Annotated in this window: 25 protein-coding genes; 12 read left to right on the top strand and 13 right to left on the bottom strand. The window is 71.9% G+C overall.

Translation table 11 applies throughout. The features are described 5' to 3' along the window. Window positions 1–21: 21 nt before the first annotated feature. The gene (locus E4622_RS16625) at window positions 22–1242 is read left to right on the top strand and encodes a hypothetical protein (protein ID WP_134741311.1); all 1221 of its coding nucleotides are present in this window, start codon (window positions 22–24) and stop codon (window positions 1240–1242) included. A 93-nt stretch (window positions 1243–1335) separates the two neighbouring features. Next, window positions 1336–2007, top strand: a complete 672-nt coding sequence (locus tag E4622_RS16620) for a hypothetical protein (RefSeq protein ID WP_134741310.1) — start codon at window positions 1336–1338, stop codon at window positions 2005–2007. Here the strand turns inward: E4622_RS16620 and E4622_RS16615 are convergent. After that, entirely contained in the window at window positions 1992–2915 is a 924-nt protein-coding gene (locus E4622_RS16615; protein WP_134741309.1) for a DUF1707 domain-containing protein, read from the bottom strand. The two genes, E4622_RS16620 and E4622_RS16615, sit on opposite strands and share 16 nt — an antisense overlap. Window positions 2916–3068: 153 nt before the next feature. On the opposite strand from E4622_RS16615, the gene E4622_RS16610 reads away from it, so the two are divergent. After that, window positions 3069–3599, top strand: a complete 531-nt coding sequence (locus E4622_RS16610) for a DUF6318 family protein (RefSeq protein WP_134741308.1) — start codon at window positions 3069–3071, stop codon at window positions 3597–3599. Between the two features lie 377 nt (window positions 3600–3976). After that, window positions 3977–4327 (top strand): hypothetical protein, encoded by a 351-nt coding sequence (locus tag E4622_RS16605; protein WP_134741307.1) that lies wholly within the window; start codon window positions 3977–3979, stop codon window positions 4325–4327. Here the strand turns inward: E4622_RS16605 and E4622_RS22875 are convergent. After that, window positions 4318–4476, bottom strand: a complete 159-nt coding sequence (locus E4622_RS22875; RefSeq protein ID WP_167736126.1) for a hypothetical protein — start codon at window positions 4474–4476, stop codon at window positions 4318–4320. The genes E4622_RS16605 and E4622_RS22875 overlap by 10 nt on opposite strands. Window positions 4477–4494: 18 nt before the next feature. On the opposite strand from E4622_RS22875, the gene E4622_RS16600 reads away from it, so the two are divergent. After that, window positions 4495–5112 (top strand): hypothetical protein, encoded by a 618-nt coding sequence (locus E4622_RS16600; protein WP_134741306.1) that lies wholly within the window; start codon window positions 4495–4497, stop codon window positions 5110–5112. A 3-nt stretch (window positions 5113–5115) separates the two neighbouring features. Here E4622_RS16600 and E4622_RS16595 read toward each other — a convergent pair whose 3' ends face one another. Genes E4622_RS16595 through E4622_RS16585 form a run of 3 tightly spaced genes read right to left on the bottom strand, consistent with a single transcriptional unit; the run spans window position 5116 to window position 6963 of the window. Next, window positions 5116–5799, bottom strand: a complete 684-nt coding sequence (locus E4622_RS16595) for an alpha/beta hydrolase (RefSeq protein WP_209021974.1) — start codon at window positions 5797–5799, stop codon at window positions 5116–5118. Next, complete coding sequence (locus tag E4622_RS16590) at window positions 5765–6487, bottom strand: hypothetical protein (protein ID WP_134741305.1); 723 nt, start codon at window positions 6485–6487, stop codon at window positions 5765–5767. Before E4622_RS16590 ends, E4622_RS16595 begins: the two co-directional genes overlap by 35 nt. Then, on the bottom strand, window positions 6484–6963 hold the full coding sequence (locus E4622_RS16585) for a DUF4383 domain-containing protein (protein WP_134741304.1): 480 nt from the start codon (window positions 6961–6963) through the stop codon (window positions 6484–6486). Before E4622_RS16585 ends, E4622_RS16590 begins: the two co-directional genes overlap by 4 nt. Window positions 6964–7087: 124 nt before the next feature. Here E4622_RS16585 and E4622_RS16580 point away from each other — a divergent pair, with 124 nt between their 5' ends. Beyond that, window positions 7088–9364: a catalase gene (locus E4622_RS16580; protein ID WP_134741303.1), complete on the top strand. Its 2277-nt coding sequence runs from the start codon at window positions 7088–7090 to the stop codon at window positions 9362–9364. Window positions 9365–9418: 54 nt separating this feature from the next. Here E4622_RS16580 and E4622_RS16575 read toward each other — a convergent pair whose 3' ends face one another. From E4622_RS16575 to E4622_RS16565, 3 genes are read right to left on the bottom strand one after another with little or no spacing between them, the layout of a single operon-like run. Continuing rightward, window positions 9419–9751 (bottom strand): TraR/DksA C4-type zinc finger protein, encoded by a 333-nt coding sequence (locus E4622_RS16575; protein ID WP_134741302.1) that lies wholly within the window; start codon window positions 9749–9751, stop codon window positions 9419–9421. Beyond that, complete coding sequence (locus tag E4622_RS16570; RefSeq protein ID WP_134741301.1) at window positions 9748–10524, bottom strand: PT domain-containing protein; 777 nt, start codon at window positions 10522–10524, stop codon at window positions 9748–9750. Before E4622_RS16570 ends, E4622_RS16575 begins: the two co-directional genes overlap by 4 nt. Before the next feature lie 54 nt (window positions 10525–10578). Further along, window positions 10579–13242, bottom strand: a complete 2664-nt coding sequence (locus E4622_RS16565) for a class F sortase (RefSeq protein WP_134741300.1) — start codon at window positions 13240–13242, stop codon at window positions 10579–10581. Between the two features lie 180 nt (window positions 13243–13422). On the opposite strand from E4622_RS16565, the gene E4622_RS16560 reads away from it, so the two are divergent. From E4622_RS16560 to E4622_RS16545, 4 genes are all read left to right on the top strand, one after another. Next, the gene (locus E4622_RS16560) at window positions 13423–13674 is read left to right on the top strand and encodes a hypothetical protein (RefSeq protein WP_134741299.1); all 252 of its coding nucleotides are present in this window, start codon (window positions 13423–13425) and stop codon (window positions 13672–13674) included. Continuing rightward, entirely contained in the window at window positions 13661–14197 is a 537-nt protein-coding gene (locus E4622_RS16555) for a hypothetical protein (RefSeq protein WP_134741298.1), read from the top strand. Before E4622_RS16560 ends, E4622_RS16555 begins: the two co-directional genes overlap by 14 nt. A gap of 66 nt (window positions 14198–14263) precedes the next feature. Continuing rightward, window positions 14264–14728 (top strand): hypothetical protein, encoded by a 465-nt coding sequence (locus E4622_RS16550; RefSeq protein WP_134741297.1) that lies wholly within the window; start codon window positions 14264–14266, stop codon window positions 14726–14728. 76 nt (window positions 14729–14804) lie between these two features. Beyond that, complete coding sequence (locus E4622_RS16545) at window positions 14805–15521, top strand: hypothetical protein (RefSeq protein ID WP_134741296.1); 717 nt, start codon at window positions 14805–14807, stop codon at window positions 15519–15521. A gap of 3 nt (window positions 15522–15524) precedes the next feature. Here E4622_RS16545 and E4622_RS16540 read toward each other — a convergent pair whose 3' ends face one another. From E4622_RS16540 to E4622_RS16525, 4 genes are all read right to left on the bottom strand, one after another. Continuing rightward, the gene (locus tag E4622_RS16540) at window positions 15525–16214 is read right to left on the bottom strand and encodes a SprT-like domain-containing protein (protein ID WP_134741295.1); all 690 of its coding nucleotides are present in this window, start codon (window positions 16212–16214) and stop codon (window positions 15525–15527) included. 41 nt (window positions 16215–16255) lie between these two features. After that, window positions 16256–17107, bottom strand: a complete 852-nt coding sequence (locus tag E4622_RS16535; protein ID WP_134741294.1) for a helix-turn-helix transcriptional regulator — start codon at window positions 17105–17107, stop codon at window positions 16256–16258. 23 nt (window positions 17108–17130) lie between these two features. Next, complete coding sequence (locus E4622_RS16530; RefSeq protein WP_134741293.1) at window positions 17131–17913, bottom strand: SDR family oxidoreductase; 783 nt, start codon at window positions 17911–17913, stop codon at window positions 17131–17133. 68 nt (window positions 17914–17981) lie between these two features. Continuing rightward, window positions 17982–19553 (bottom strand): alkaline phosphatase D family protein, encoded by a 1572-nt coding sequence (locus E4622_RS16525; protein WP_134741292.1) that lies wholly within the window; start codon window positions 19551–19553, stop codon window positions 17982–17984. Window positions 19554–19683: 130 nt separating this feature from the next. Between E4622_RS16525 and E4622_RS16520 the strand changes: the two genes are divergently transcribed. Continuing rightward, a complete protein-coding gene (locus tag E4622_RS16520; protein WP_134741291.1) occupies window positions 19684–20091 on the top strand; it encodes a VOC family protein in 408 nt (135 codons plus the stop codon). Window positions 20092–20118: 27 nt separating this feature from the next. Next, window positions 20119–20604, top strand: a complete 486-nt coding sequence (locus E4622_RS16515; RefSeq protein WP_134741290.1) for a universal stress protein — start codon at window positions 20119–20121, stop codon at window positions 20602–20604. A 131-nt stretch (window positions 20605–20735) separates the two neighbouring features. Here E4622_RS16515 and E4622_RS16510 read toward each other — a convergent pair whose 3' ends face one another. Beyond that, window positions 20736–23666 carry a vitamin B12-dependent ribonucleotide reductase gene (locus tag E4622_RS16510; RefSeq protein ID WP_134741289.1) on the bottom strand — a complete coding sequence of 977 codons (2931 nt, stop codon included), beginning with the start codon at window positions 23664–23666 and terminating at the stop codon, window positions 20736–20738. Between the last annotated feature and the right edge of the window lie 11 nt (window positions 23667–23677).

Raw genomic sequence — 23677 nt, 5'->3', positions numbered from 1 at the left:
CGCCGGGGATGGTCCGTCCTGGTGGCGCTCCTCGTCCTCAGCGTCGGACTCGTCTTCCTGAGCGACAACCCGGCGTGGGCCGCGGTCCTGGGCGCGCTCGTCGGTCCCCTGCTGCTGGCCGAGGCGACACAGCAGGGTCGGGGCGTGGCCAAGCTGCTGGTGCGGACCTTCACCGTGGTCCTTCCCCGTGACGTCCGACGAGCTGAGCTCGACGAGTGGCTCACACTCCTGGACGACCCTGCCGAGACGCCACAGCCGATCGACTTCGCCGTCGACCTGCTCACCGGGATCCCCAGCCTGCTGATGTCCGCGTGGCGCGCGGCCCCGGGGGTCGCCGACGAGGAGCCGCGCACGACCTCGTCTCGACTCGCTGTCGGTGCCGCGTTCGCCATCGCGTTGGGGATCGGGACCTGGCAGGGCTGGTCGCTGGCGGGCGATTCCTGGGCACGGGGCTACGTCGTGCTGATGAACGCCCATCTCGTCGCGGTGGCCGGCTGGGTCATCGCCTGGCGACGACCCAGCCGACGCTTCGACCGTCGCCGCACCTTGCTGGCCCTCGGCCTCGGCTCCCTCCTCGAGCTGTGCGTGGTCGGGCTGGTCGCACCCGGGTCGACCGAGGCGGCGGCCTTCTTCGTCGTGACCCTGCTGATCCTGCAACAGCTGCTGCTCGTCGTGACACTCGGCGGCTGGACGCCCCTCTACCCGGCATTCGCCCTGGGCGGAGCCATCATCGGCCCCCTGATGTCAGGCGACGGCTGGTGGATGGCAGGCGCCGTCACCGTCTCCACGATCCTGAGTGTCCTGCTCTTCACGCGCCGACCGTACGTCGTCTTGTGGCTGGCCCCGCCCGACCTCGACGACCAGATCCGTGCCATCGTCCGACGGGGAGACGGCGAGCCCACCGCCCGGGAGCTGCGCGACCTCGAGGCGTTCGAGGCGTGGGTGCCCGACTACTATCTGTCGGCGATCGAGCTGGAGCGCTGCGCCTACCGGACCTGCGACGTCGGGCGCGGCCAGATCACCTGCCCACGTGGGCACCAGCTCCTCTCCTTGATGCGCTCCTCGCTTCCTCAGCTCCCCCGCGACACCAACTCGTCGTGGTGGGCCGCCAGCATGACGCCGTCGACCTCCGTGGAGATGGCGGACCGCATCTACGAGCACTTCGGCCAGGCCACGAACCCCACCATCGCGGCCCGGGCTCACGCCCGCGCTCAGGCGCGAGCGGCTGCACCCCAGCTGTAACGCGGAGTTATCTGCTCTGGTGCTCCCCTGCAGAGGGGCACCAGAACCGCTAACTCCGCGTTACAGCGGGTCGGGGCCGCTAGATTCGCCCGCGTGACCAAGCTGATGTTCGCGCTGTGGGGTCCCGACCTCACCACCGCCCTGCACGTCCCGGCACTGCGCGACGCGCTCGCGGCGGCCGGGGCGGAGCGGGTGCAGCTCAACGTCGACGACGAGCACGTGGCGGCGGCGATGCGCATCCCGACGTTCGCGGAGCCGATCGGCGCGATCGTCAGCGTCTGGACGTGCGGCGCGGCCGAGTCGGTCGTGAAGGTGCTGGCCGGGGTGGTGACGCGGGTGGCCGGCTGGGAGGTCGAGGAACGACGGCCGATCGACCCGCCGGAGGTCTGGGACGGCACGCGTGGGCAGGGCCTGGCCAACGTCGCGGTGCTGAGGCGCCCCGCCGAGCTCACGCAGGAGGAGTGGCTGCGCCGCTGGCTGGTCGACCACACGCCGGTGGCGATCGCCACGCAGGCGACGTTCGGCTATCTCCAGAACGTCGTGGTCCGCCCGGTCACCGAGGACGCACCACCGGTGAGCGCGCTGGTCGAGGAGCTGTTCCCGATCGAGGGGATGAGCGACATGCACGCGTTCTACGGCAGCGGCGGCGACGCCGCGGAGCTCGACGCGCGACTGACGCGGCTGATGACCAGCGTCGCGCGCTTCGGCGCCGACCGCGACCTCGACCTGGTCCCGACCAGCCGCTACCTCTACTCGCTGACGTAGCGGTTGACGACCTTCCCGGTCAGGTCCGCCTCGAGGTAGCCGCTCTCCTGGAACTCGTTGGAGACGTGGACCGTGACCCACGCGTCCGCGGCTCCGAACTCGTCGGGCTTCTGCAGGATCACGTAGACGCTCGTCGGGTCCTCGATCAGGTTGTTGCGGGCCCGTCGTACGAGCGGCGCGATGACCGACGAGTCGATCCGCGTCACGTCGAAGCGTTCGAAGCTCGACCGGCCGGGCGTCGGGTCGGTGGCGAACTCGCCGTCGTAGTAGTAGCTCAGCTCGCGGGGGCCGGTGGCGCGCGCCGGCACCGCGACCGAGGCGTACGCCGGGTAGAGCACCACCCGGAACACCGTCGTCCCCCCGGTCTCCTCCGCGATGGCGTCGCGCAGCGCGTCGACGTCAGCGGACCGGAAGAGGTTCGGCTTCTCCCCCTCGGGCAGCCCCCCGGGGTCGACGCCCTCGCTGAACGTGTCAGACCCGAACGGGTCGGACTCGAACGGGTCGTCGCTCATCGCCGAGAACGCGCCCAGGACGACCGCGCCGGCCACCGCGAAGATCGCCAGGAAGAGCACCACCGCGCACCCGGCGCCACCCGAGGACTTCCGCGTGCCGAACAACTGCTTGGCGGTGGCCGCCGTCGGAGAGCCCTCGGGCGGTCCGTAGGGGTTGCTCGGCGCGGGCGTCGCCGGCGGGTCGTACGTCGACCACGTGGTCGACGCGGCGGGAGTCTGCGTCGTCCCGGGCTGGTCGCGGTGGGCCAGGTCGTGCACGACCATCTGCACCTCGGACGACGTCTGCGCGTCCCGCAGCTGCACGACGCGCTGATCGCGGTCGGCCTGCACGATCCGCCCGTCGGCCAACGCCGCCTCCACGGCCTTCACCGCCGCGCTGCGCTCGCTCTCGCTCACCGGGTCCACGCTGAGCACCGTAGTGCCCCCGGCCCCGCCGCATCCATCACTTCCGGCCACCCGGGTCCGGTTGTCCACAGGCGTCGCGCCGCCCCTTCCGGCCGCGCGCCCCGAGGGGTAATTTCGGCTGCACCTTCTCGGGAAGGACCGCTCGTGACCCACCTCCGCCTGGCCGCTCTGCTCGCCGCCGCCGCCCTCCTGGCCGCCGGCTGCTCCGACGACGACCCGAAGCCGCGCGTCGACCCCACCCCCAGCGCGAGCCCGAGTGAGTCGCCGACCCCGACTCAGGCGAGCTCTCCAGCCGTATCTCCTAGCCCGGCCACAGCAGTGGAGGCAGTGCGGTTGTGGGTGCGGGAGCGAAACATTGCTCTTGGCTCCGGGAAGACGGGACCGCTACGGGACCTCACATCCCCGGGGTGTTCGTCCTGCGAGCCGTACATCGATCTGATCGAAGACGTCTACCGCGCAGGGGGAAGGTACGAGACCACCGGCTGGACCGTGGACAACGCAAGAGAGCTGAAACCATTCGAGGTCACAGCTGCAGTGACCATGAATGGCGGGACCATGTTCGCCTCTGCTGACGCAAGCCCCGATGAGTACGCAGAGGACAAAGCGATCTTTCGGTTCCGCCTCAAAGCCGCGGGCGGGAAAACGAAAGTCGTGTTCATCGGGCTTGTCCGATGAACTGGCGACGACTAGTTCTTGCGTGGCTCATGGGCTGTGTTTCGCTCATGGTCATTCCGACGGCGGCGGAGGCTGGTTGCACCCACGTCGAGCAGGTAGTTGTCATCGACAATCAGATCAGGACGGTCGTTGTCGAGATATGCGATGGCCAAGCGGATGACGCCGCAGGAACAACAGGTGCGCAGTCACCCCAGACGGCGGTTGGCAGCGCTGCATGCGCTGGCTCCGCGAGCGTTATCGGAGCTGACCCGGAGGACTACTGCGCAGCTGAAGCAACTGCACCAGCCCTGACCCCTGGCGTCGTCGCGGCCGCGTTCCGCGAGCTGCCCCTCCCCCCGTCCCGGCTCGTGGTGCAGCCACCGGACGGGCGCACGCTGGTGAACTTCGCGACGAACTTCTACACCGAGAACGCGCCGTTCACGCGGACGATCACGCTGCTCGGCCAGCGGGTCGACCTGCGCATCCGCGCGAGCGGTTTCGGGTGGCGCTTCGGCGACGGCGAGCGGCTCGCGACGAGCAGCCCCGGCTCGCCGTACCCACGGCTGGAGATCACCCACAGCTACCAGGACAGCGGCGCGGTCCGGGCGGCCGTGGACACGACCTACTCCGCCGACTGGCGCGTCGACGGCGGCGGCTGGCAGCCCGTGGCGGGCACCGTCACGATCGCCGGCGCCCCCGTGGCGCTCGACGTGGTCGAGGCCTCCCCCACGCTGGTGGGCTACCGCTGAGCGTCGAGGTCGGCGAGACGCTCGTGCAGCTTCCGGCGTACGTCGTCCGGCGTGACCTGCGCGCGCTTGCGCTGCTCACGGGCGATGATGGCCCCCGTGGCGGCCACCCCGGTCAGCCCCGCGATCCCCAGGATCTTCCACAGCTTCACCGACAGGACTCCCTCACGTTGGACACCTCCAGGCTGACGCTCGACGCGGCGGTCGAGATCACCCGCACCGGCGACCTCTGGCTCTTCCGCGGTCGCTCCGCCGCCGACCACGCTATCCGGGTCGTGACCAACGCGCCGGTCAACCACGTCGGCATGGCGGTCGTGATCGACGACCTGCCGCCGCTGATGTGGCACGCCGAGCTCGGCAAGGGCCTGCTCGACGTGTGGACCGGCGACCACCACCGCGGCGTGCAGCTGCACGACCTGCGCGACGCGGTCACGCAGTGGTGCGGGCGCTACGAGCAGCGCGCGTGGCTGCGCCAGCTCGACCACGACGTGACGCCCGAGATGGAGGCGGCGGTGCTGCGCACGGTCGCCAGCTTGGACGGCACGCCGTTCCCGTCGACGGCCAAGCTGGCCACGCGGTGGGCGCGCGGGCGGGTGCGCAGCAAGGCACCGGCCGAGCTCACCTACTGCGCGGAGGTCGTCGCGGCGACCTACCAGGCGATGGGGCTGCTCGACGAGCGCCGTCCGACCAACTTCTACGACCCCGGCACGTTCTGGTCCGGCGACGGGCTCGACCTCGAGCTCGGTGCGCGGCTGGGCGAGGAGATCCCGGTGCTGGTCGCGCCGTGACCCCTAGGCGGTGACCCAGGCCTCGCCGTCGAGCACGCGCATCACCGGCTCGGAGACCGAGCCGCGTGGCACGTGGCCGAGCAGCGACACGGCGGTGAACTCGGCGGCGTAGCCGTCGAAGGCGCGTCCGTGGCGCAGCATCGCGTGCTTCCCGCCGGGGATCTTGATGAACCCGACCTCGGTCGTGCGGGCGATGCGGCGGGCGACGAGCTCGGCGCGCTGCGGGAGCGCGATCCGGTCGGCGGTGCCGTGGACGACGAGCACCCTGCGCCCCGTCAGGTCGACGGTGTCGTCGGGGTAGACCCAGGGGTTGAGCGCCACGACCGACTCGACGCCCCGCTGGTCACCGGCGAGCAGCGCGGCACGACCGCCCAGCGAGTGACCGACGAGCCCGACCGGCAGCTCGCCGTGCCGCTCCCGCACCTGCCCCAGCGCCCACTCCACGTCGGCGACGGGCGTGTGGTGGGTGTCCCAGCCGCGGTAGGAGTTGAGCAGCCGGTAGACGGCCAGCTTGCCGCGCCCCTCGCGGGCGACCCGCTTGGCCGTGGGGATCATCCGGACGACCGACAGCTGCGTGGGGCTGACCATCATCTGCTGCTGGCGCGAGGCACCGCCGTGGAGCACGAGCACGACGCCCGTCGGGTACTCGGGCTCACGGACGGGGAGGAGACGCGGCTGGGCCTGCACCCGGTCCACTATCCCCGGTGGCACCAACAGCGCCCTCGCCTCGACTCCTGCGGGCCGTGACGTACGCCGGGGCGCGCAGCCGCCGCACCCAGCCGTACTGCTCCAGGCCCGGCACCTGGTTGCGCACCGGGTCGAACGACACCGACTGGTCCTCCGCCTCGAGGTAGCTCAGCCGCAGGTCGGCGACGTGGCGCCAGTCGCCGTCGCCGACGGCGCACAGGATCTCCACCGTGGAGCCGCCGCTGGACCGCGCACCGAGCAGGACCGGGCCGGCCGGGGTGCGGTAGGGCAGCAGCGTCGTCATCGGCCGCCCGTACTGGCTCAGGCTGAGCGTCAGCGCATAGCGGGTGACACGGCCGAGCCCGGTGGTGGAGAACAGCAGGTCGCCGTGGCTGCCGTCGGGGTTGGTGACCTTGATCGCCAGGCCGTGGATGTCCGGCAGCCAACCGGGCAGGCCCACCGAGCGCGACTCGCGCACCACGACGTCGTCGGTCGAGACGGTGTCGAGGAACTCCACCCCCAGCGGCGGCTGCAGGCCGTGCCGGTACAGACGGGCCTGGGCCACCGAGCCGCGCGGGTGCAGCGGCTTCGCCGCCGGTCGTACGGCGGCGAGGGCGCGCGTGCCGGTGGCCAGCACCGCGCCTCCGGCCGAGGCCGCCCGGCGGGTGACGTCGTCGAGCCTGCTCACATCGGGGTCTGGCTACCGACGGAGCCACGCAGCGCGCGCTGCCCCACGAGGCCCATCGCAACCATGCCGATCGCCAGCACCAGGTGCAGCCAGTTGTCGGCGTCGTTGAGCGGCACGAAGTTGGCGTCACTGCCATGACCGACCAGCAGGCCGTAGACCCACAGGACGAAGTAGACGATGCCGCCGCCGACGAGGTAGGGGATCGCGGTCGTCGCCTTGCGGGCCAGCGCGAGGCCGGCGACCCCGAAGAGGAGGTGGACGATGTTGTGCAGGATCGAGACCTGGAAGATCCCGAGCAGCTTGGCGCCACTCTCGTGGCCCGCGAGCTCCATGGAGTCGTAGTCGGTCGTGATGCCCGGGACGAACCCGAGGACGCCGACGAGCAGGAAGACCGCACCGGTCGCCAGGGCGAGGGTGCGGGCGAGCTTGTCGCGGCCGTCGTGGGCCGTGCTCGCGTGGTGGTCGTGGACGGACATGGGCCCGCTCCTCTCGTGGGGGAGGTCCCGGTGCCCCTCCACCTCGTCGGCACGTTCGCCCGAAGGGGTGGAGTCGCGGCGCGGACGCCGCGGGTACCTGAGGGCCCCCTCTCCAGGAGAAACGATGACTCCCAGCAAGCCCGCCAAGAAGGCGGCCGCCAAGGCCACCAAGGCCGTCAAGTCCACCATCGACAAGGCCGCCGAGCTGCTGGAGCCGGTGATCCCGGGCACGCCGGGCGCGGCGCCGGCCACGCTCGAGGAGCCCACCACCCCCGTCGAGCCGCTGCCGCCGAAGCCGGACCAGCGCACCCCGGACACCCGGACCCCGACCGGGGCGAAGGTCGACGCGCTCCCGACCGACGCGGCCCAGCAGGGCGCCTACCTCACCACGTCCCAGGGCGCGCGCCTGCGCGACAGCGACCACTCCCTCAAGGCCGGGCCGCGCGGCCCGACGCTCCTGCAGGACCACCACCTGCGCGAGAAGATCACCCACTTCGACCACGAGCGGATCCCCGAGCGGGTGGTCCACGCCCGCGGCGCCGGCGCCCACGGCACGTTCGAGGGCTACGGCTCGGCCGGCTCGGTCACCAAGGCCGGCTTCCTGGCCAAGGGCAAGGAGACGGCGGTCTTCGTCCGCTTCTCCACCGTCCTGGGCTCGCGCGGCTCCGCCGACACCGTGCGCGACACCCGGGGCTTCGCCACGAAGTTCTACACCGACGAGGGCACCTTCGACCTGGTCGGCAACAACATCCCCGTCTTCTTCATCCAGGACGGCATCAAGTTCCCCGACGTCATCCACGCCGGCAAGCCGCACCCCGACCGTGAGATCCCGCAGGCCCAGAGCGCGCACGACACCTTCTGGGACTTCGTCTCGCTGCACACCGAGGCGCAGAACCACACGATGTGGAACATGTCGGACCGGGGCATCCCGCGCTCCTACCGGATGATGGAGGGCTTCGGCGTCCACACCTTCCGCTGCGTCAACGAGGCGGGCGAGACGTCGCTGGTGAAGTTCCACTGGAAGCCCGTGCTGGGCGTCCACTCCCTCACCTGGGAGGAGGCGCAGATGATCAACGGCATCGACCCCGACTTCCACCGCCGCGACCTCTACGACGCCATCGAGTCCGGCGCGTTCCCGCAGTGGGAGCTCGGCATCCAGGTCTTCGAGGACAACGAGGAGCAGATGTTCAACGGCATCGACCTGCTCGACCCGACCAAGATCGTGCCGGAGGAGCAGGCCGAGGTGCAGCTGATCGGTCGCCTGACGCTCAACGCCAACCCGACCAACTTCTTCGCCGAGACCGAGCAGGTCGCCTTCCACGTCGGCCACCTGCCTCCGGGCATCGACGTCACCGACGACCCGCTCCTGCAGACGCGGCTCTTCTCCTACGTCGACACCCAGCTGACCCGCCTGGGCGGGCCGAACTTCTCGCAGATCCCGATCAACCGGCCGCACGCGCCGGTCAACGACATGCTGCGCGACGGCTTCCACCAGCACGCCGTCCATGGCGGCGTCGCGCCCTACAAGCCGGCCTCGCTCGACGGCGGCTGCCCGTTCTTCGCCGGCGCCGACGACAACGCCTTCGAGGACCTGCCGGTGCGCGTCGCCGAGTCGACCAAGGTGCGCGAGAACCCGGCGTCGTACGACGACCACTACAGCCAGCCGCGGCAGTTCTGGCTGAGCATGACGCCGGTCGAGAAGGAGCACATCATCCGGGCCTACACCTTCGAGCTCGGCAAGTGCTACGAGCAGGCCATCAAGGAGCGGCAGCTGCAGTCGCTGGCCAACATCGACCCGGTGCTGTGCCAGGAGGTGGCCACCGGTCTCGGGCTGCCCGCGCCCCAGGCCACCATCAAGCTGGAGGACCCCGACCTCAGCCCCGCGCTGTCGCAGATCGGCGGCGAGTTCCCGCCCGACGGCCGCATGGTCGGGATCGTCGTCGACCCCGACGGCGACCTCGACGGGGTCCGGGCGCTGCGTCGCACCATCGACGCCGCGGGCATGGTGCCGCTGCTGATCGCGCCCCACGGCGGGATGGTCGACGACATGCCGGTGCAGCGCACCTTCGCGACCGGCCGCTCGGTGGAGTACGACGTCCTGCTGGTCGCCGGCGCGCCGGTGCCGGCGCCCGACGCGCTGGGTGCCCGCGACGACAAGGCCGGCACGCCCGACCAGCCGCTGGTCGACCCGCGGGTCGTGCTGATGCTCCAGGAGTGCTTCCGCCACGCCAAGGTCATCGGCGCCTGGGGCGAGGGCGCCCACGCCCTCACCGCCGCCGGGATCCCGGCGGCCGAGCCGGGGATCGTCACCGGCGAGGACGCCGCGACCGTCTTCACCGAGGTGCAGGGCCTCATGGCCTCGCACCGCGTCTGGGAGCGCTTCCCCGCGTCGGTGGAATGACTTCGTCATTCCATGGGGAGTACTCGCTGACGCTCGTACTCCCGGTCCAGTAGGTCAGGCGCAGGACACGCACGTGCGCGCCGTCGGGCGGACCTCCATCCGCCCGGCGGCGATCTGCTGTCCGCACACCTCGCAGCGGCCGTAGCTCCCGTCGTCGAGCCGGGCCAGCGCGGCGTCCACCTCCTCGAGGTGGTGGGAGGCCTGGCGCACCAGCGCGTCGACCTGCGAGCGCTCGAAGGCGATGGTCGCACCCTCCGGGTCGTGCTCGTCGTCGGCGTTGGTGTCGCGCGAGGCGTCCACCACGCTGCGGAAGTCGCCGCGCAGCGTGGCGAGCCGGGCCGCCGTGCGGGCCCGGTCGGCCACCAGCCGCTCGCGGGCGTCGGTCACGGCGTCGGCGTGGGCGCGGTGGGCGAGGGCTGCGTGGTGGGCTGATCGGTCGGCGTGCTCGACGGCTCCTCGGTCGGCTCGTCGCTGGGGGTCTCCGACGGCTCGTCGGTGGGCTCCTCGGACGGCGCCTCCGAGGTGGGGGCGTCGCTGGGCTCCTCGCTCGGCTCCTCGGAGGGCTGCTGCTTCGGGTCGTCCTTGCGGTCACCCCGGTCCGACGACCCGCCGCCGGTGAACGTCGAGCTGGAGTCCTTGCCGCTGCCGCCGGTGTAGGAGGCCACGCTCCGGCCGGTCAGCGCCTCGAAGGAGGCGATCGCGACCAGCACCACCAGGAACAGCCCGGCCGTCAGGAGGCCGATCCGCTTCCAGGGCAGCAGGAGCAGCCGCTCGCGCAGGCTCAGCCGGGCGGGCGCGGCCACGTCGAGCTCGGCGCGCGCCTGGTCGAGGCGGTCGTCCGCGGCCTCCAGGTGAGCCTCCAGGGCCCCGGTCTCGTCCTGGCGGCGCCCGGCGCGGCGCACCTCGGCCTGGGCGATGCCCACCTTGGACAGCGCGGTCTCCTGGGCCTTGGCCATGGTGCGCTTGCTGCGCGCCAGGCCCTGCGCGTAGAGCTGGCTGGAGACGGTCACCACGATGCTGCCGAGCGCGGCACCGATCAGGGTGCCGGCGGCGCCGAGCGTCGAGAGCAGGACGGCGGTCGTCACCGCCGCCAAGGCCCCGGCGAGCGTCTTGAGCCAGTCGATCTTGGTCGGGTTGTCGGTCTGGGTGTCGTCAGTCATCTCCTTCCAGGGTGCCAAACGCCCCCACGGAACTCACATGCGCGAGGGGGTGAGTCAGGACACCTCCTGCGCGGTCACGACCAGGTTGTCGGCGTAGTGGAAGCCGCCACCACCGGTGCTGCGCCTGTTGGTGCAGGTCACGAGGTGCAGGAGGTGCGGTCCGTCGGTGCGGAAGACCGTGCCGGGCACGCCGCGGCGGCGGTCGTAGCGGCGGATGCTCCGCACCACGAAGCGGTGCACCCGACCGCCCGGCTCGGTCCAGCGCAGGACGTCGTCGACCCGCGCCTCGCGCAGCCGCCACAGCGCGCCGGGACGGTCGCTGCGGTCCGACACGTGCCCCGAGACCACGCTCGAGCCCAGCAGATCGCCGGCCGCCGCGGTGGCCGAGAGCCAGCCGAGGCGGAACCGGTCGTTGGGGATCGCCATCGTGCCGTGGTCGAGCCCCACGGGGTCGACCGGCGCCCGCAGCCCGATCCGGTCCAGGCGCAGCTCCCCCGCCGGCCGGCGTCGGGCGGAGGAGGCGTCCTCGCGGGCGACGTACGGGCGGTAGAGGTAGCGCGGCTCGGTGCGGACGGTCGGGTAGGTGAGCTCACCGTCGGGGCGCGCGCCGAGGCGCGCCGGTCCTGAGGGGACCTCGGGGATGCGCGGCAGCGGCGGGCGGGTGACGAGCGCCGTCTCGACCGGGATGCCCGGCCGGCTCTCGGCCGGCTCGGTGGTGGGCGTCGCCTGCAGCCGCTCGCTGTAGGTGTAGCAGCCGGCGGTCGTCACCAGGGTGCCCCGGGTGGAGTAGGTGCCGCTGCCGCGCGCGACGAGCGAGCCGCTGTCACGGACCGGCGCACCGCGCCAGCGCAGCCCGTCGCACGATCCGTCGGCCCGCGGAGCCACCGGCCCGTGCAGCCACCACCGGACCCCTACTCGGTCGGTGGGCACCAACCCCCGGACCCGCACCCGGTCGTGGATCCGCCGACCGGCCAGCGCGCGCTGGTCGGACACGACCGTCGTCACGCGCGGCGTGCGGCGCACGGCCAGCGCGGTCTCGGTGACCAGGCCCGGCGGGCTGCTGGCCTCACTGGTGAGCGGGGTCGGTGGGAGGTACTGGCTGTAGGAGTAGCAGCCGGACTGCCTCAGCACGGTGGCCGGGGTGCGGTGCAGGCCGTCGCCGACGGCCGCGAGGACGCCGCGGGCGGCGACCGGGGCCTGGGTCCAGGACAGGCCGCCGCACGAGCCCGCGCGCGGCGCGAGCGGGCCGTGCAGCGTCCACTGGATCGTCACGGGGCTGCGCTCGATGCCGTCCACGAGGACGGTGTCGAGGATCGCGTCGCCGACGAACGCGCGCTGCCGCGACGCGGTCGTCCGGACCGTCGGGGTGAACGGGACGACCCGGGTCGTCTCCTCGACGAGGCCGCAGCGGGTGGTGGTGGGCAGCGTCTGGTCGTCACCCGGGACGTGCTCGACCCAGGTGTAGAGACCCACCTGCGCGACCGTGACCGGCGGCGTCTCGAAGGTGCCGTTGCCACTGACGGGGAAGGTGACCCGGCCGGCCACCCGGGCCGGGGTGCAGTCGCCGGGACCGGGAGGGGCCTCGAAGGGGCCGAAGAGGGTGGCCGTGACGCGGGCGGCGTAGCCGGCGGGAAGACCGGAGACGGTGACGACGTCGTGGATCTGGGCGCCGGGCGTCACCTCCGCCTCGGAGGTCTGCGTGAGCACTCGGGGACGCGCCCGGCGGATGCGGGCCGCGGCCTCGACGACCGCGGTGGTGCGGCTCTCCTGCGCGATCCAGCCGCGCTGGAGACCGGCGTTGCGGGCGTGCGGGCCGCCGTGGGTCCGCCAGTCGGCGGTGCGGTAGAGCAGGCCGTCGGAGGAGGGCCCGGAGGCCGAGGCCCGGATCCGGTAGCGACCGACGTCGCGCGGACGCACCCGCACCTGCGAGGGCCTGCGGCCCGTGACCAGGGTGCGCGGGCACCGCACGGGCCCGCGGCAGCCGAACCGCACCTGCACGCCCGGCACCCGGCGGCCCGCTGCCGACATGACCCGGACCCGGTAGGTGCGGCTGCGGCCGAGGTGCAGCGGGCCGCGGCGGCGACTGTCCATGACCAGCCGGTAGGGCCCGTAGTAGGCCGAGGCCTCGCGCCACATCGCCTGGGCGAGCCCCATGACGGCGCCGCCGAGACCTCCGATAGGCGGGCGCACCGGCTCGCCCACGTCCAGCCCCTGCGGGTAGACGACCGTGCCGTCGCGGCGGCGGCCGTCGCCCATCACCTCCCGGATGATCAGCGCGATCGCGGCGTCCCGGTCGTCGCTGCCCGTGGAGCCGTGGCCGGCCCACGTCGAGATGACGTGGTTGAGCGCCGCGACCTCCCGGTCGCCGACGCGGTCACCGAGCTGGTTGACCAGCCGCCGCGTGGACACCTCGCGGGCCTCGTGCGGCAGGCGCGAGTCGTAGAGGAAGTCGATGCAGAAGAAGACCCGGCCGCTGGGGGCGCGGTAGGTGCCGATCCAGGTGAGCCCGGTGCGACCGCCCACCTCGTAGCGCAGGCAGGCGCCGTTGACCAGGTTGGGGTCGATGCGCCGACAGGTGTCCTTGCCGACGCGGGTCGCCGCCCCGGCCGGCGGAGTACCGCCCGGCGGTGCGACGACCAGCGCCAGCCCGGCGACGAGGAGCGCGAGGACGGTGAGGAGGGACAGGGGCAGCGAGCAGAGCTTCCGAGAGTTCGACATGGCGACCACCGTCGCCAGCGGCCGAGGGCGCGGAAAGCGCGACTTTCTGGCCTGTGGATGACCGCGTGGAATCCGTGTCGCCAGCGGCATCGCGGCGGGAGAGAGCTCCGCCAGACCCGGCTCGACGCTCGCGTCAACACATAGTTGACACCTTTCTCTGCGTCAACATATCGTTGACTTATGGCATCACGACCCGTCCTCCGTCCACGACGACGCACCTCGCTCACGAGCGGCACCACGCTGGTCCTGCTGGGGGCCCTGGCCCTGATGCTCTCCCAGGGCCGCGACGGCTTCGACAAGGGACTCTTCCAGGGCATCTGCGTCGCGTGCATGGTCCTGGGCGCCTTCCTGCTGGGGTCGGCGACCTTCCGCAAGGACACCGAGCGCGAGCTGGGCCAGGACGCCTGGCTGCCGAGCCGTGACGAACGCTGACCGGGGCCGCTCCCCCGCCCCGGAGCACTCCCTCTCCGACGCCATCGGCTCGGCGATCCTGGCCTCGGCCCCCGCGGACGACCCGCTGACCCTCGTCGCGCGCGCCGCCGAGGCGGAGGTGGTCGCCCGTGAGCTGCTCCAGCAGTCGGTGAGCGTCGCCCGGGCCAGCGGCCACAGCTGGGCGGCGATCGGAGGGCGGCTGGGCCTGAGCCGGCAGGCGGTGCAGCAGCGCTTCGGCGACCGCGGCGACGCCCCCCTCCCCGACGAGCAGCGGTGGCTCGGGCCGGTCACGGCTTTCGACGAGATGGGCGAGCTCGAGATCGCGGGGCGCCTGGGCTGGCACACGATCGGCGCCGGGATGCTGCGCCACCTGGTGGTGCGCACCCCGACGCAGTGGGAGCACAAGCGGATCCTCTGGACCGGGTCGCTGAGGCGCTACGAGAAGGAGCGCTGGGTCGTGGGCGCCCGCGCCTTCCCCTGGATCTACCTCGTCCGGGACACCGGGCTGCCCGCGGAGTCCTGAGCGCGGCCGCGCCGCTCGGCGCGCGACGGTGCGGGCGATCGGGTGGGGACTCGCTAGGTTCCCAGCATGGACAGCGAGCCCGCCGACAGCGCGACCGAGGGACAGCGGGTCGACGAGCGGACCGCGGCGGCGCCGTACGTCGACGTCGCGCCGCCCCCGTGGTGGCTCGCGGCGGCCGGTGGCGCCTGGGCCGGCGCGCTCGTGGCGATGCTCGCGCTCACGGAGCGCAGCTCGGCGTCGGTGGTGGGCATCGGTCTGCTGCTGCTGGCGCAGATGGCGTTCGTGACCTGGTACCCGCGCCGTCATGGCGCCCTGCCGTCGCGGACGGGTGCGCCGCCGGAGTTCGCGACGATCTTCGCCCGCTATCCCTTCGTCCTGCTCGCGATCATGGCGCTGACCGCGGCGGTGTGGCTGCTGCTCGACGCGTGGGTCGCGGCGGGGACGGCCGCGGTGCTGGTCGGGGTAGGTCTCGCGGTCTACCTGCGCGCCTACGCCGATGCCGCCGCGCGGACGCGACAGCGACTCGGCTGACGCACATGTGGTCTCGCCACGCGCTCCCCGCGATGCTCGAGCGGACCGGGACCTGGAGCCGCATAGGATCCGGCCCATGAGCGAAGGCAGCGGCGAGCAGATCAGCCCCGACGGCAAGTGGCGCTGGGACGGCCACAACTGGGTGCCGCACCAGGGTGCCGCGCCGCAGCCCGACGCCCAGAGCCAGCCGGGGCAGCCCTCGCCGTACGGGCAGCCGCAGCAGTCGGCCTCCCCCTACGGGCAGCCGGGCACGCCGTACGGCCAGCCGCAGCAGCCGGCGGCGCCGTACGGGCAGTACCCGCCGCGGCCCTACGGGTTCACGCAGCCGCCGAAGAGCAACACCACGCGCAACGTGCTGCTGGTCCTCGGCCTGCTCGGGCTGCTCCTGATCGGCGGCTGCCTGGCGGTGGTCGGCCTGGCCGCCAACGAGATCGACAACGCCGTCGACGAGGCCACGGCCAACGACCGCGAGCCCGGCGGCGTCGACAACCCGCTGGTGATCGAGGAGGGCGAGGCGTTCGAGGTCTACGGCTTCGAGTACCAGGCCGGGTGGAAGGTGTTCGCCGACGACCTCGGCGAGGCCGACGTCGAGGGCCTGAAGTACGAGAACCAGCGCGACGAGATCGACGACGCGTCGGTGCGGATCAAGCTCTTCCAGGGCAACGAGCTGCTCGCCACGGTGAGCTGCAGCTCGGAGACCGCGGAGGTCGGCCAGATCGTGCCGCTGGACTGCTACTCCACCGACACGATGCCGACGGCCTACGACAAGATCACGATCGCCGACGCCTACTGAGGCTCACGCGTCGACGCGCTCGGCCAGCGGGAACGGCACGGTGAGCACGCCGCCCTTGATCGCCAGGTGGTAGCGGGTGCGACCGCGCTTGACCAGCGTCCCGACGACGCCTTCGTAGCGCCCCTGCGCGGTGACGCGCATGCGGGCACCTACGGCGACGGCGGAGGGGGGCGCGTCGAAGAGGGTCGCGGGGCGCGACAGGATGCGCCGCAGCTGCGCGTCGTAGGCCGGCGTCATCGCGACCGCCTGGCCGTGGTGGGTCCAGGTGAGGAGGTGGGCCGCGTCGAAGGCCGGCGAGCAGGTGGCGCACGCCATCGGTCGCGTCGGGCGGCGGTGGCGCGTCGCCCGGTGACCGGCGCTGCAGACGCCGACCCAGGCGCCGTCGACGCCCGGGGTGTCGGCGGAGATGAGGCGCTCGCCGCTGCAGCCGATGCGCCGCGCCGTCGCCTTCCAGACCCAGTCGTGGCCGTGGCGCGCGCCGACCAGGGCGTGCGCGATCTCGTGGAGGATCGTGTCGCGGACGTCGGCATCGCCGTGGACCTGGGTCAGCGGCGCGGACAGCCCGATGGTGCGCTCGGACTCACGGCAGATCCCGGCCCGCCGCTTGGCGCGATCGAAGACCAGCTCCCAGTCGTGCAGGCCGTGCTCGTCTAGCAGTGTCCGGCCCAGCCGGGCCGCCTCCGCGAGCTGCACGGCGTACCTCCCCTGTCTGCGCCTGCGATGTCGAGACGATCCTAGGAAGCGCCACCGACATCGAGCCGCTGGGCGCCGATGACGCTGAGGAGCTGGAGCCTCTCGTGGCTCTCGCTGCCGGGTGCGGCGGTGAACACCAGCAGGCCCTGGGACTGCTCGACGTCGTAGAGCACCTGGCAGTGGACCTCGACCAGCCCGACCTCCGGGTGGGCGATGCGCTTGAGCTTGGTGTGCTTGCGCTCGACCTCGTGCTCGGCCCAGACCAGCGCGAACTCCTCGCTCGTCGCCAGCAGCGCGTCCACGATCTCGGCCGCGCGGGAGCCCGCGCCGTCGCGCGCGTAGGCGAAGCGCAGGTCGGCGGTGAACTGGCGCCCGTGGCGCGGCTGGTCCTCCTCGGGGTAGATCGCGCGTGACTCCGGCCGGGTGAACCACCGGTGGACGACCGAGCGGTCCAGCCCCTCGTACGACGTCTCGTCGCCCAGCAGCGCGACCGCGGGCGGCGTCTGCACCAGGGTCTCCCCCACCCCGTTGACGACCATCGCGGGCGTGTCGACGAGGCGGTCGAGGATCCGCATGAGCCCGGCGTCGACATGGTCCTCGCGGCGGGCGCGACGCGGCGCGGGGTGCCCACCGAGCAGGAAGAGGTGGTCACGTTCGTCGAGCGAGAGGCGCAGGCCCCGCGCGATCGCGGCCAGCATCTGCTCCGAGGGCTGCGGGCCGCGCTGCTGCTCGATGCGGCCGTAGTAGTCGACCGACATCCCGCTCAGGGCGGCGACCTCCTCGCGGCGCAGTCCGCCGGTACGCCGCCGCGGACCGCGCGGCAGTCCGACGTCCTCCGGCTGCAGCGCCTCGCGGCGGGTGCGGAGGAAGTCGGCGAGCTGGGCCCTGTCCATGGCGACCAGTCTCCCAGCAGGAGTCACAGGAGCATGCCGCCCGAGGCCTCGACACGCTGTCCGGTGACCCAGCCCATGGCGTCGGAGGCGAGGGCGGCCACGGCCGCGCCGATCTCCTCCGGCTGCCCGACACGGCCCATGGCCGTGACGGCGCCGAGGTGGGCGCGCACCTGCTCGTCGTCGCGCAGGGAGCCGCCGCCGAAGTCCGTGGCGGTCGGTCCGGGCGCGATGGCGTTGACGGTGATCCGGCGGGGGCCGAGCTCCTTGGCCAGGTAGCGCGTGTAGACCTCGACCGCGCCCTTCATCGACGCGTAGACCGACAGCGCCCCGTCGCCGGTGAAGCGGGCCAGGCCCGTGCTGGTGTTGATGATCCGCCCGCCGTCGGCCAGCAGTGGCAGGAGCGCCTGGGTGAGGAACACGACGCCGGTGAAGTGCACCGCGACGAGCTGCTCGACCGGGCCGAGCTCGGTGCTCCCGATCGGGGTGGGCGCGGCCACGCCGGCGTTGTTGACGAGCACGTCGAGGCGCTCGCGGCCCCAGTCGTCGGCGAGCGTGCGCCGTACGTCGGCGGCGAAGGCGTCGAACGTGTCGACCCTCGTCGTGTCCAGCTGGAGGGCGACGGCGCGTCGGCCGACCGCCTCGATCTCGGCGACGACGGCCGCCGCCTCGTCGGCATTGCCGCGGTAGGTGAGGATCACGTCCGTCCCTGCCTCGGCGAGGTGGAGCGCGGAGCTGCGCCCCAGCCCGCGGTTGCCTCCGGTGACGAGCGCGGTCCTGGTCCGGGTGGTGTCGCTGTTCGATGTCATGGGTCCAGCGTGCGCCGGTCCGGGCGGCGGATGAAGGCCGTGACTATCCAGGGACTACCGCTCCCTGGCTAGCGCCGCTGGGGCTCGAGGTCCTTGCTCCACAGCACCGTGCCACGCAGGTCGCGCAGGCTGACCGTGAGCAGCCCGTCGCGGGCGATGGCGGCGTGGCCGAAGAACTGGTTGCCGTGGCGCGGGGACTCGTTGGGCGTCGCGGCGTGCTTGCGGAAGACGACCTCCGGCCCGAAGGTGCCGTCGAGCTCGTTGGGCCCGAACGTGCCGGCCGCGATCGGCCCCGCGACGAACTCCCAGAACGGGTCGAAGTCGGTGAAGCCGGCGCGCGACGGGTCGTAGTGGTGCGCGGCGCAGTAGTGGACGTCGGCGGTGATCCAGACGACGTTCTTGATCTTGTGGCGCTTGAACGCCGACAGCACCTCCGCGATCTCCAGCTCCTTGCCCAGGGGGGCGCCGGGGTCGCGGTTGGCGAGGCTCTCCTGGTCGACCGGACCGTCGGGCACGACGACACCGAGCGGCAGGTCGGCGGAGATGACCTTCCACGTCGCCGTGGAGCGTCGGACCTCGCGGACCAGCCAGTCGAGCTGCTCCTGGCCGAGGATGCGGGTCCGGTCCTGCTCGAGACCGGGGGTGTTGGGGTCCTTGAACGTGCGCATGTCCAGGCAGAACACGTCGAGCTGCGGCCCGCGCGCGATCTTGCGGTAGATGCGCGCCGGCGCGAACCCCCGGTCTCGGCCGCGGTCGCGGCGGTGCGAGCGCGGGTCGGCGATCGGCATGTTCTCCTGCCAGGCACGGCGCGCCCGACCGGCGAGGACGTCGACGCGGCGCTCCTGCGCGTAGCGCGGGTCGTCGAGCACCTCGCCGGGCCACCAGTTGTTGGTGGTCTCGTGGTCGTCCCACTGGGCGACGACCGGGACCTCCGCGTACATCGCGCGGACGTTGTCGTCGAGCATCGTGTAGCGGTGCCGGCCGCGGAACTCTCGCAGCGTCTCTGCCACCTTGCTCACCTCGGGCGTGACCAGGTTGCGCCACACCTGGCCGTCGGGCTCGACCACCTGCTCGGCGAGCGGGCCGTCGGCGTAGATGGTGTCGCCGGCGTGGACGAAGAAGTCGGGCCGGGTCTCGTGCATCGCCCGGTAGCCGACCAGCCCGCCGAGCTGCGGGTTGATCCCCCAGCCCTGCCCGCAGGTGTCGCCGGTCCAGACGAAGCTCGTCTCCTGCGGGTGCACCGACGCGGTCCGGAACGACGCCACCTCCGACCGGCCCCGGTGGCCGTGCTCGTCCTCGAAGGCCAGCCTGGCGACGTACTCCCGGCCGGGGGTGAGCCCGTCCAGCGCGATCTTGGCGGTGAAGTCACTCTCCTCGTGCGCCCACGGCCCGCGCACCACCCGCCGCCGGCGCCCGCTCACCACCTCGGCCACCAACCGCCCCCGGCCCGACGAGCGGGCCCACAGCACCGCGGACCCCGTCGTCACGTCGCCGCTCTGCACGCCCGACGGCAGCTCCAGCCGTCGGCGCACGAGCGGCGCCGCGCCGGCGGGCGCTCCCGCGATCGTCAGGGCGCCGGCGCCGAGGGCGCCGGAGCGGAGGAGCGTACGTCGGCCGAAGGTGTTCCCGAGAGAGGTCATGCTCTGCACGCTGGACCTCCCAAGTGGCGCCCTGGTGATCTGGAGATGACTTCCGGAGGTTGAGGAGGTTGCGCAGCAACCGTCTCGAAACCTCTCGATGAGTCCACCTACTCGCCCCGGTCCATCTGCCATGACCACCCAACTCAGCCCCTACCTCCACTTCAACGGCGGCGCCCGCGCGGCGATCACCTTCTACGAGTCCGTCTTCGGCGGCGAGCTCGCCATCAACACCTTCGGCGACATCGGCACCGAGGGCGACAAGGCGGACGAGATCATGCACTCGCAGCTCGAGACGCCCCACGGACTGGTGCTCATGGCGGGCGACACACCGCCGGACATGACGGTCTCCCGCGGTGACACGGTCACGCTCTGCCTCAGCGGCGACGACGAACCCCAGCTCCGCGCCTGGTTCGCCGCACTCTCCGAGGGCGGCGAGATCCACGTCCCCCTCGAGAAGCAGATGTGGGGCGATGTCTTCGGCCAGTGCGCCGACAAGCACGGCGTGAGCTGGATGGTGAACATCAGCCCCGCGTCCTGAACCGCGGTTCGGTGAGACCATGAGCCCATGACCACCGAGAAGCCCCTGATCATCGTCGGCAACGACGGCTCCGACGCGGCCGAGCCCGCCCTGCGCTGGGCGCTGAACCACGCCCAGGCCGTGGGTGGCGCCGTGCGCGTGGTCCGCGGCTGGTCGATGAAGACCGCACCGCGCCCCGAGAGCCAGACGGTCGGCAACATCCCGCCGATCGAGGACTTCGAGGCCGCCGTCCTCAAGGACCTCGAGGCCGACACCACCAAGGTCGCCGCCGACTATGCCGGCGTCGAGATCGAGTACGTCGCCAAGCGCGGCCCCGCCGCCAACGCGCTGCTCGACTGCGCGACCGACGCCGACGCCGACCTCGTCGTCGTCGGCGCCCGCGGCCTCGGCGGTTTCCGTGGCCTCGCCCTCGGCTCCGTCGCCGACCAGGTCAGCCGTCACTCCCCCGTCCCGGTCGTCATCGTCCGCAACCGCAAGTCGTCGGAGACCGAGCGGTCCATCCCGCAGCGCTGACCGCCCCGGCCTGGTGGGCCGTGACGTCGTCCGAGTCTCAGCGGCGACTACTCACAGCCATCTGAAGGCCAGCCCCGGAGAACGAGCGAGGGCCCGACACCATCGGTGTCGGGCCCTCGCTGGTCGATCGGTCAGCTGCAGCCGCTGGTGGAGCCGCAGCCCTCGCAGACGTAGCAGGAGCCGGCGGGACGCATCTTGGTGCCGCAGGTCATGCAGAGCGGCGAGTCGACCGCGGTGCCGGTGAGCTTCTCGAGCAACTCGGCGGAGGTGTGGGCCTCCTGGCCGGAATGGATCGTCGCGGGGACCTCGCGCTGCTCGGCGCCCTTGGAGTCCTTGGTCTCGACGACCTGGCCCTCGACGGTCTCGGAGCCGCGCGAGGGCGCCTCGTCGACGGTGGAGTCCTCGATGAGCTCGGCAGCCGAGCCGGTCTCCTCGACGAGCTCGTAGGAGCCGGTCTCGAGGTGACGCTGACGCTCGTCGGCGGAGTAGATGCCCATCGCGGAGCGCTCCTCGAAGGACAGGTAGTCCAGGGCCAGGCGGCGCCAGACGTAGTCCATGAGGGACTGGGCCATGCGGACGTCCGGGTCGTCGGTGAGACCGGCCGGCTCGAAGCGCAGGTTGGTGAACTTCGCGACGTAGGTCTCGAGCGGCACGCCGTACTGGAGGCCGATGGAGACCGCGATCGAGAAGGCGTCCATGACGCCGGCGAGCGTAGAGCCCTGCTTGCCGAGCTTGAGGAACACCTCGCCGAGCTGGCCGTCGTCGTGGGCACCGGAGGTCATGTAGCCCTCGGCACCGCCGACGGTGAACGACGTGGTGCGCGACTGACGCGACTTGGGCAGACGCTTGCGGACGGGGGCGTAGACGATCTTCTCGATCACCTTGGTCGCCTCGGCGACCTCCTCCTCCACCTTGCTGGTGTTGGAGTCCTGGCCCTTGTTGTCACCCTTGCCGCCGGAGAGCGGCTGGCCGACCTTGCAGTTGTCGCGGTAGACGGCGGTGGCCTTGAGGCCGAGCTTCCACGACTGCAGGTAGATGTCCTCGATCTCCTCGACCGTGGCGGTCTCGGGGAGGTTGACCGTCTTGGAGATGGCGCCGGAGAGGAACGGCTGGCAGGCCGCCATCATCCGGACGTGGCCCATCGGCTTGAGCGAGCGGGCGCCCATGGCGGTGTCGAAGACCTCGTAGTGCTCCTGCTTGAGGCCCGGCGCGTCGATGACGTGGCCGTGCTCGGCGATGTAGTGGACGATCGCCTCGACCTGCTCGCCGACGTAGCCCATCTTGCGCAGCGCGCGCGGGATGGTCTGGTTGACGATCTGCATGGAGCCGCCACCGACGAGCTTCTTGAACTTGACCAGCGAGAAGTCCGGCTCGATGCCGGTCGTGTCGCAGTCCATCATGAACCCGATGGTGCCGGTGGGCGCGAGCACGGAGGCCTGCGCGTTGCGGAAGCCGTTGACGGCGCCCAGCTCCTGGACGTCGGCCCAGGCCTGCGTGGCCAGCCGGTGGACCTGGCTGTCGACGATCCCGAGGGTGCGGATCGTGTCGTTGGCCGCCTGGTGCTTGCGCATCACCCGCTTGTGGGCCTCGGCGTTGCGGGCGTAGCCGGCGTAGGGGCCGACGATCGCGGCGAGCTCGGCCGAGCGCTTGTAGGACTGGCCGGTCATCAGCGAGGTGATGGTCGCGGCCATGGCGCGGCCACCGTCGGAGTCGTAGCCCAGGCCCATGGCCATGAGCAGCGCGCCGAGGTTGGCGTAGCCGATGCCCAGCTGGCGGTAGTCGCGGGTGGTCTGGCCGATCGGCTCGGTCGGGAAGTCGGCGAAGCAGATCGAGATGTCCATCGCGGTGATGATGAACTCGACGGCCTTGGCGAACAGCGGCGCGTCGAAGGTGTCGTCGTCCTTGAGGAACTTCAGCAGGTTGAGCGACGCGAGGTTGCACGAGGAGTTGTCGAGCGACATGTACTCCGAGCACGGGTTGGACGCAGTGATGCGGCCCGTCTCGGGGTTGGTGTGCCAGTCGTTGATCGTGTCGTCGTACTGCAGGCCGGGGTCGGCGCACTCCCACGCGGCCTTGGAGATCTTGGTGAAGAGCTCGCGGGCGTCGATGGTCTCGATGACCTCTCCGTTCTTGCGACCGCGCAGGGCGAACTCGGTGCCGTCCTCGACCGCGCGCATGAACTCGTCGCTCACGCGGACGGAGTTGTTGGCGTTCTGGTACTGCACCGAGGTGATGTCGGCGCCGCCGAGGTCCATGTCGAAGCCGGCGTCGCGCAGCGCGCGGATCTTGTCCTCTTCACGGGCCTTGGTCTCGACGAACTCGACGATGTCGGGGTGGTCGACGTCCAGGACGACCATCTTGGCCGCACGGCGCGTGGCGCCACCGGACTTGATGGTGCCGGCGGAGGCGTCGGCGCCGCGCATGAAGGAGACCGGGCCCGACGCGGTGCCGCCGGAGGACAGCAGCTCCTTGGAGGAGCGGATGCGGGAGAGGTTGAGGCCGGCGCCGGAGCCGCCCTTGAAGATGAAGCCCTCCTCCTTGTACCAGTTGAGGATCGAGTCCATCGAGTCGTCGACCGAGAGGATGAAGCAGGCCGAGACCTGCTGCGGCGACGGCGTGCCGACGTTGAACCACACCGGGGAGTTGAAGGAGAAGTACTGGTGCACGAGCAGCCAGGTCAGCTCGTGCTCGAAGACCTCGGCGTCACCGTCGGTGGCGAAGTAGCCGTGGTCGAGCCCGGCCTTGGTGTAGGTCGTGACGATCCGGTCGATGAGCTGCTTGAGGCTCCACTCGCGGGTGTCGGAGCCGACGGCGCCGCGGAAGTACTTCGTCGTGACGATGGTGCTGGCGTTGACCGACCAGAAGTCGGGGTACTCGACCCCGCGCTGCTCGAAGACCGTGGCCCCGGTCTTCCAGTTGGTCTGGACGACGTCGCGGCGCTCCCAGGTGAGCTCGTCGTAGGGGTGGACACCCGCGGTGCTGAAGACGCGCTCCATGGTGAGGCGCTTGCCGAAGACGGTGTCTCCCGCGCCCCTGCTCGTGCCGCTGACGGTCTCGGTCATGGTTCTCCTCG

This window comes from Nocardioides sp. 503 (genome assembly GCF_004522095.1).
Lineage (GTDB): Bacteria > Actinomycetota > Actinomycetes > Propionibacteriales > Nocardioidaceae > Nocardioides.
This window is presented reverse-complemented; position numbering and strand designations above follow the sequence as displayed.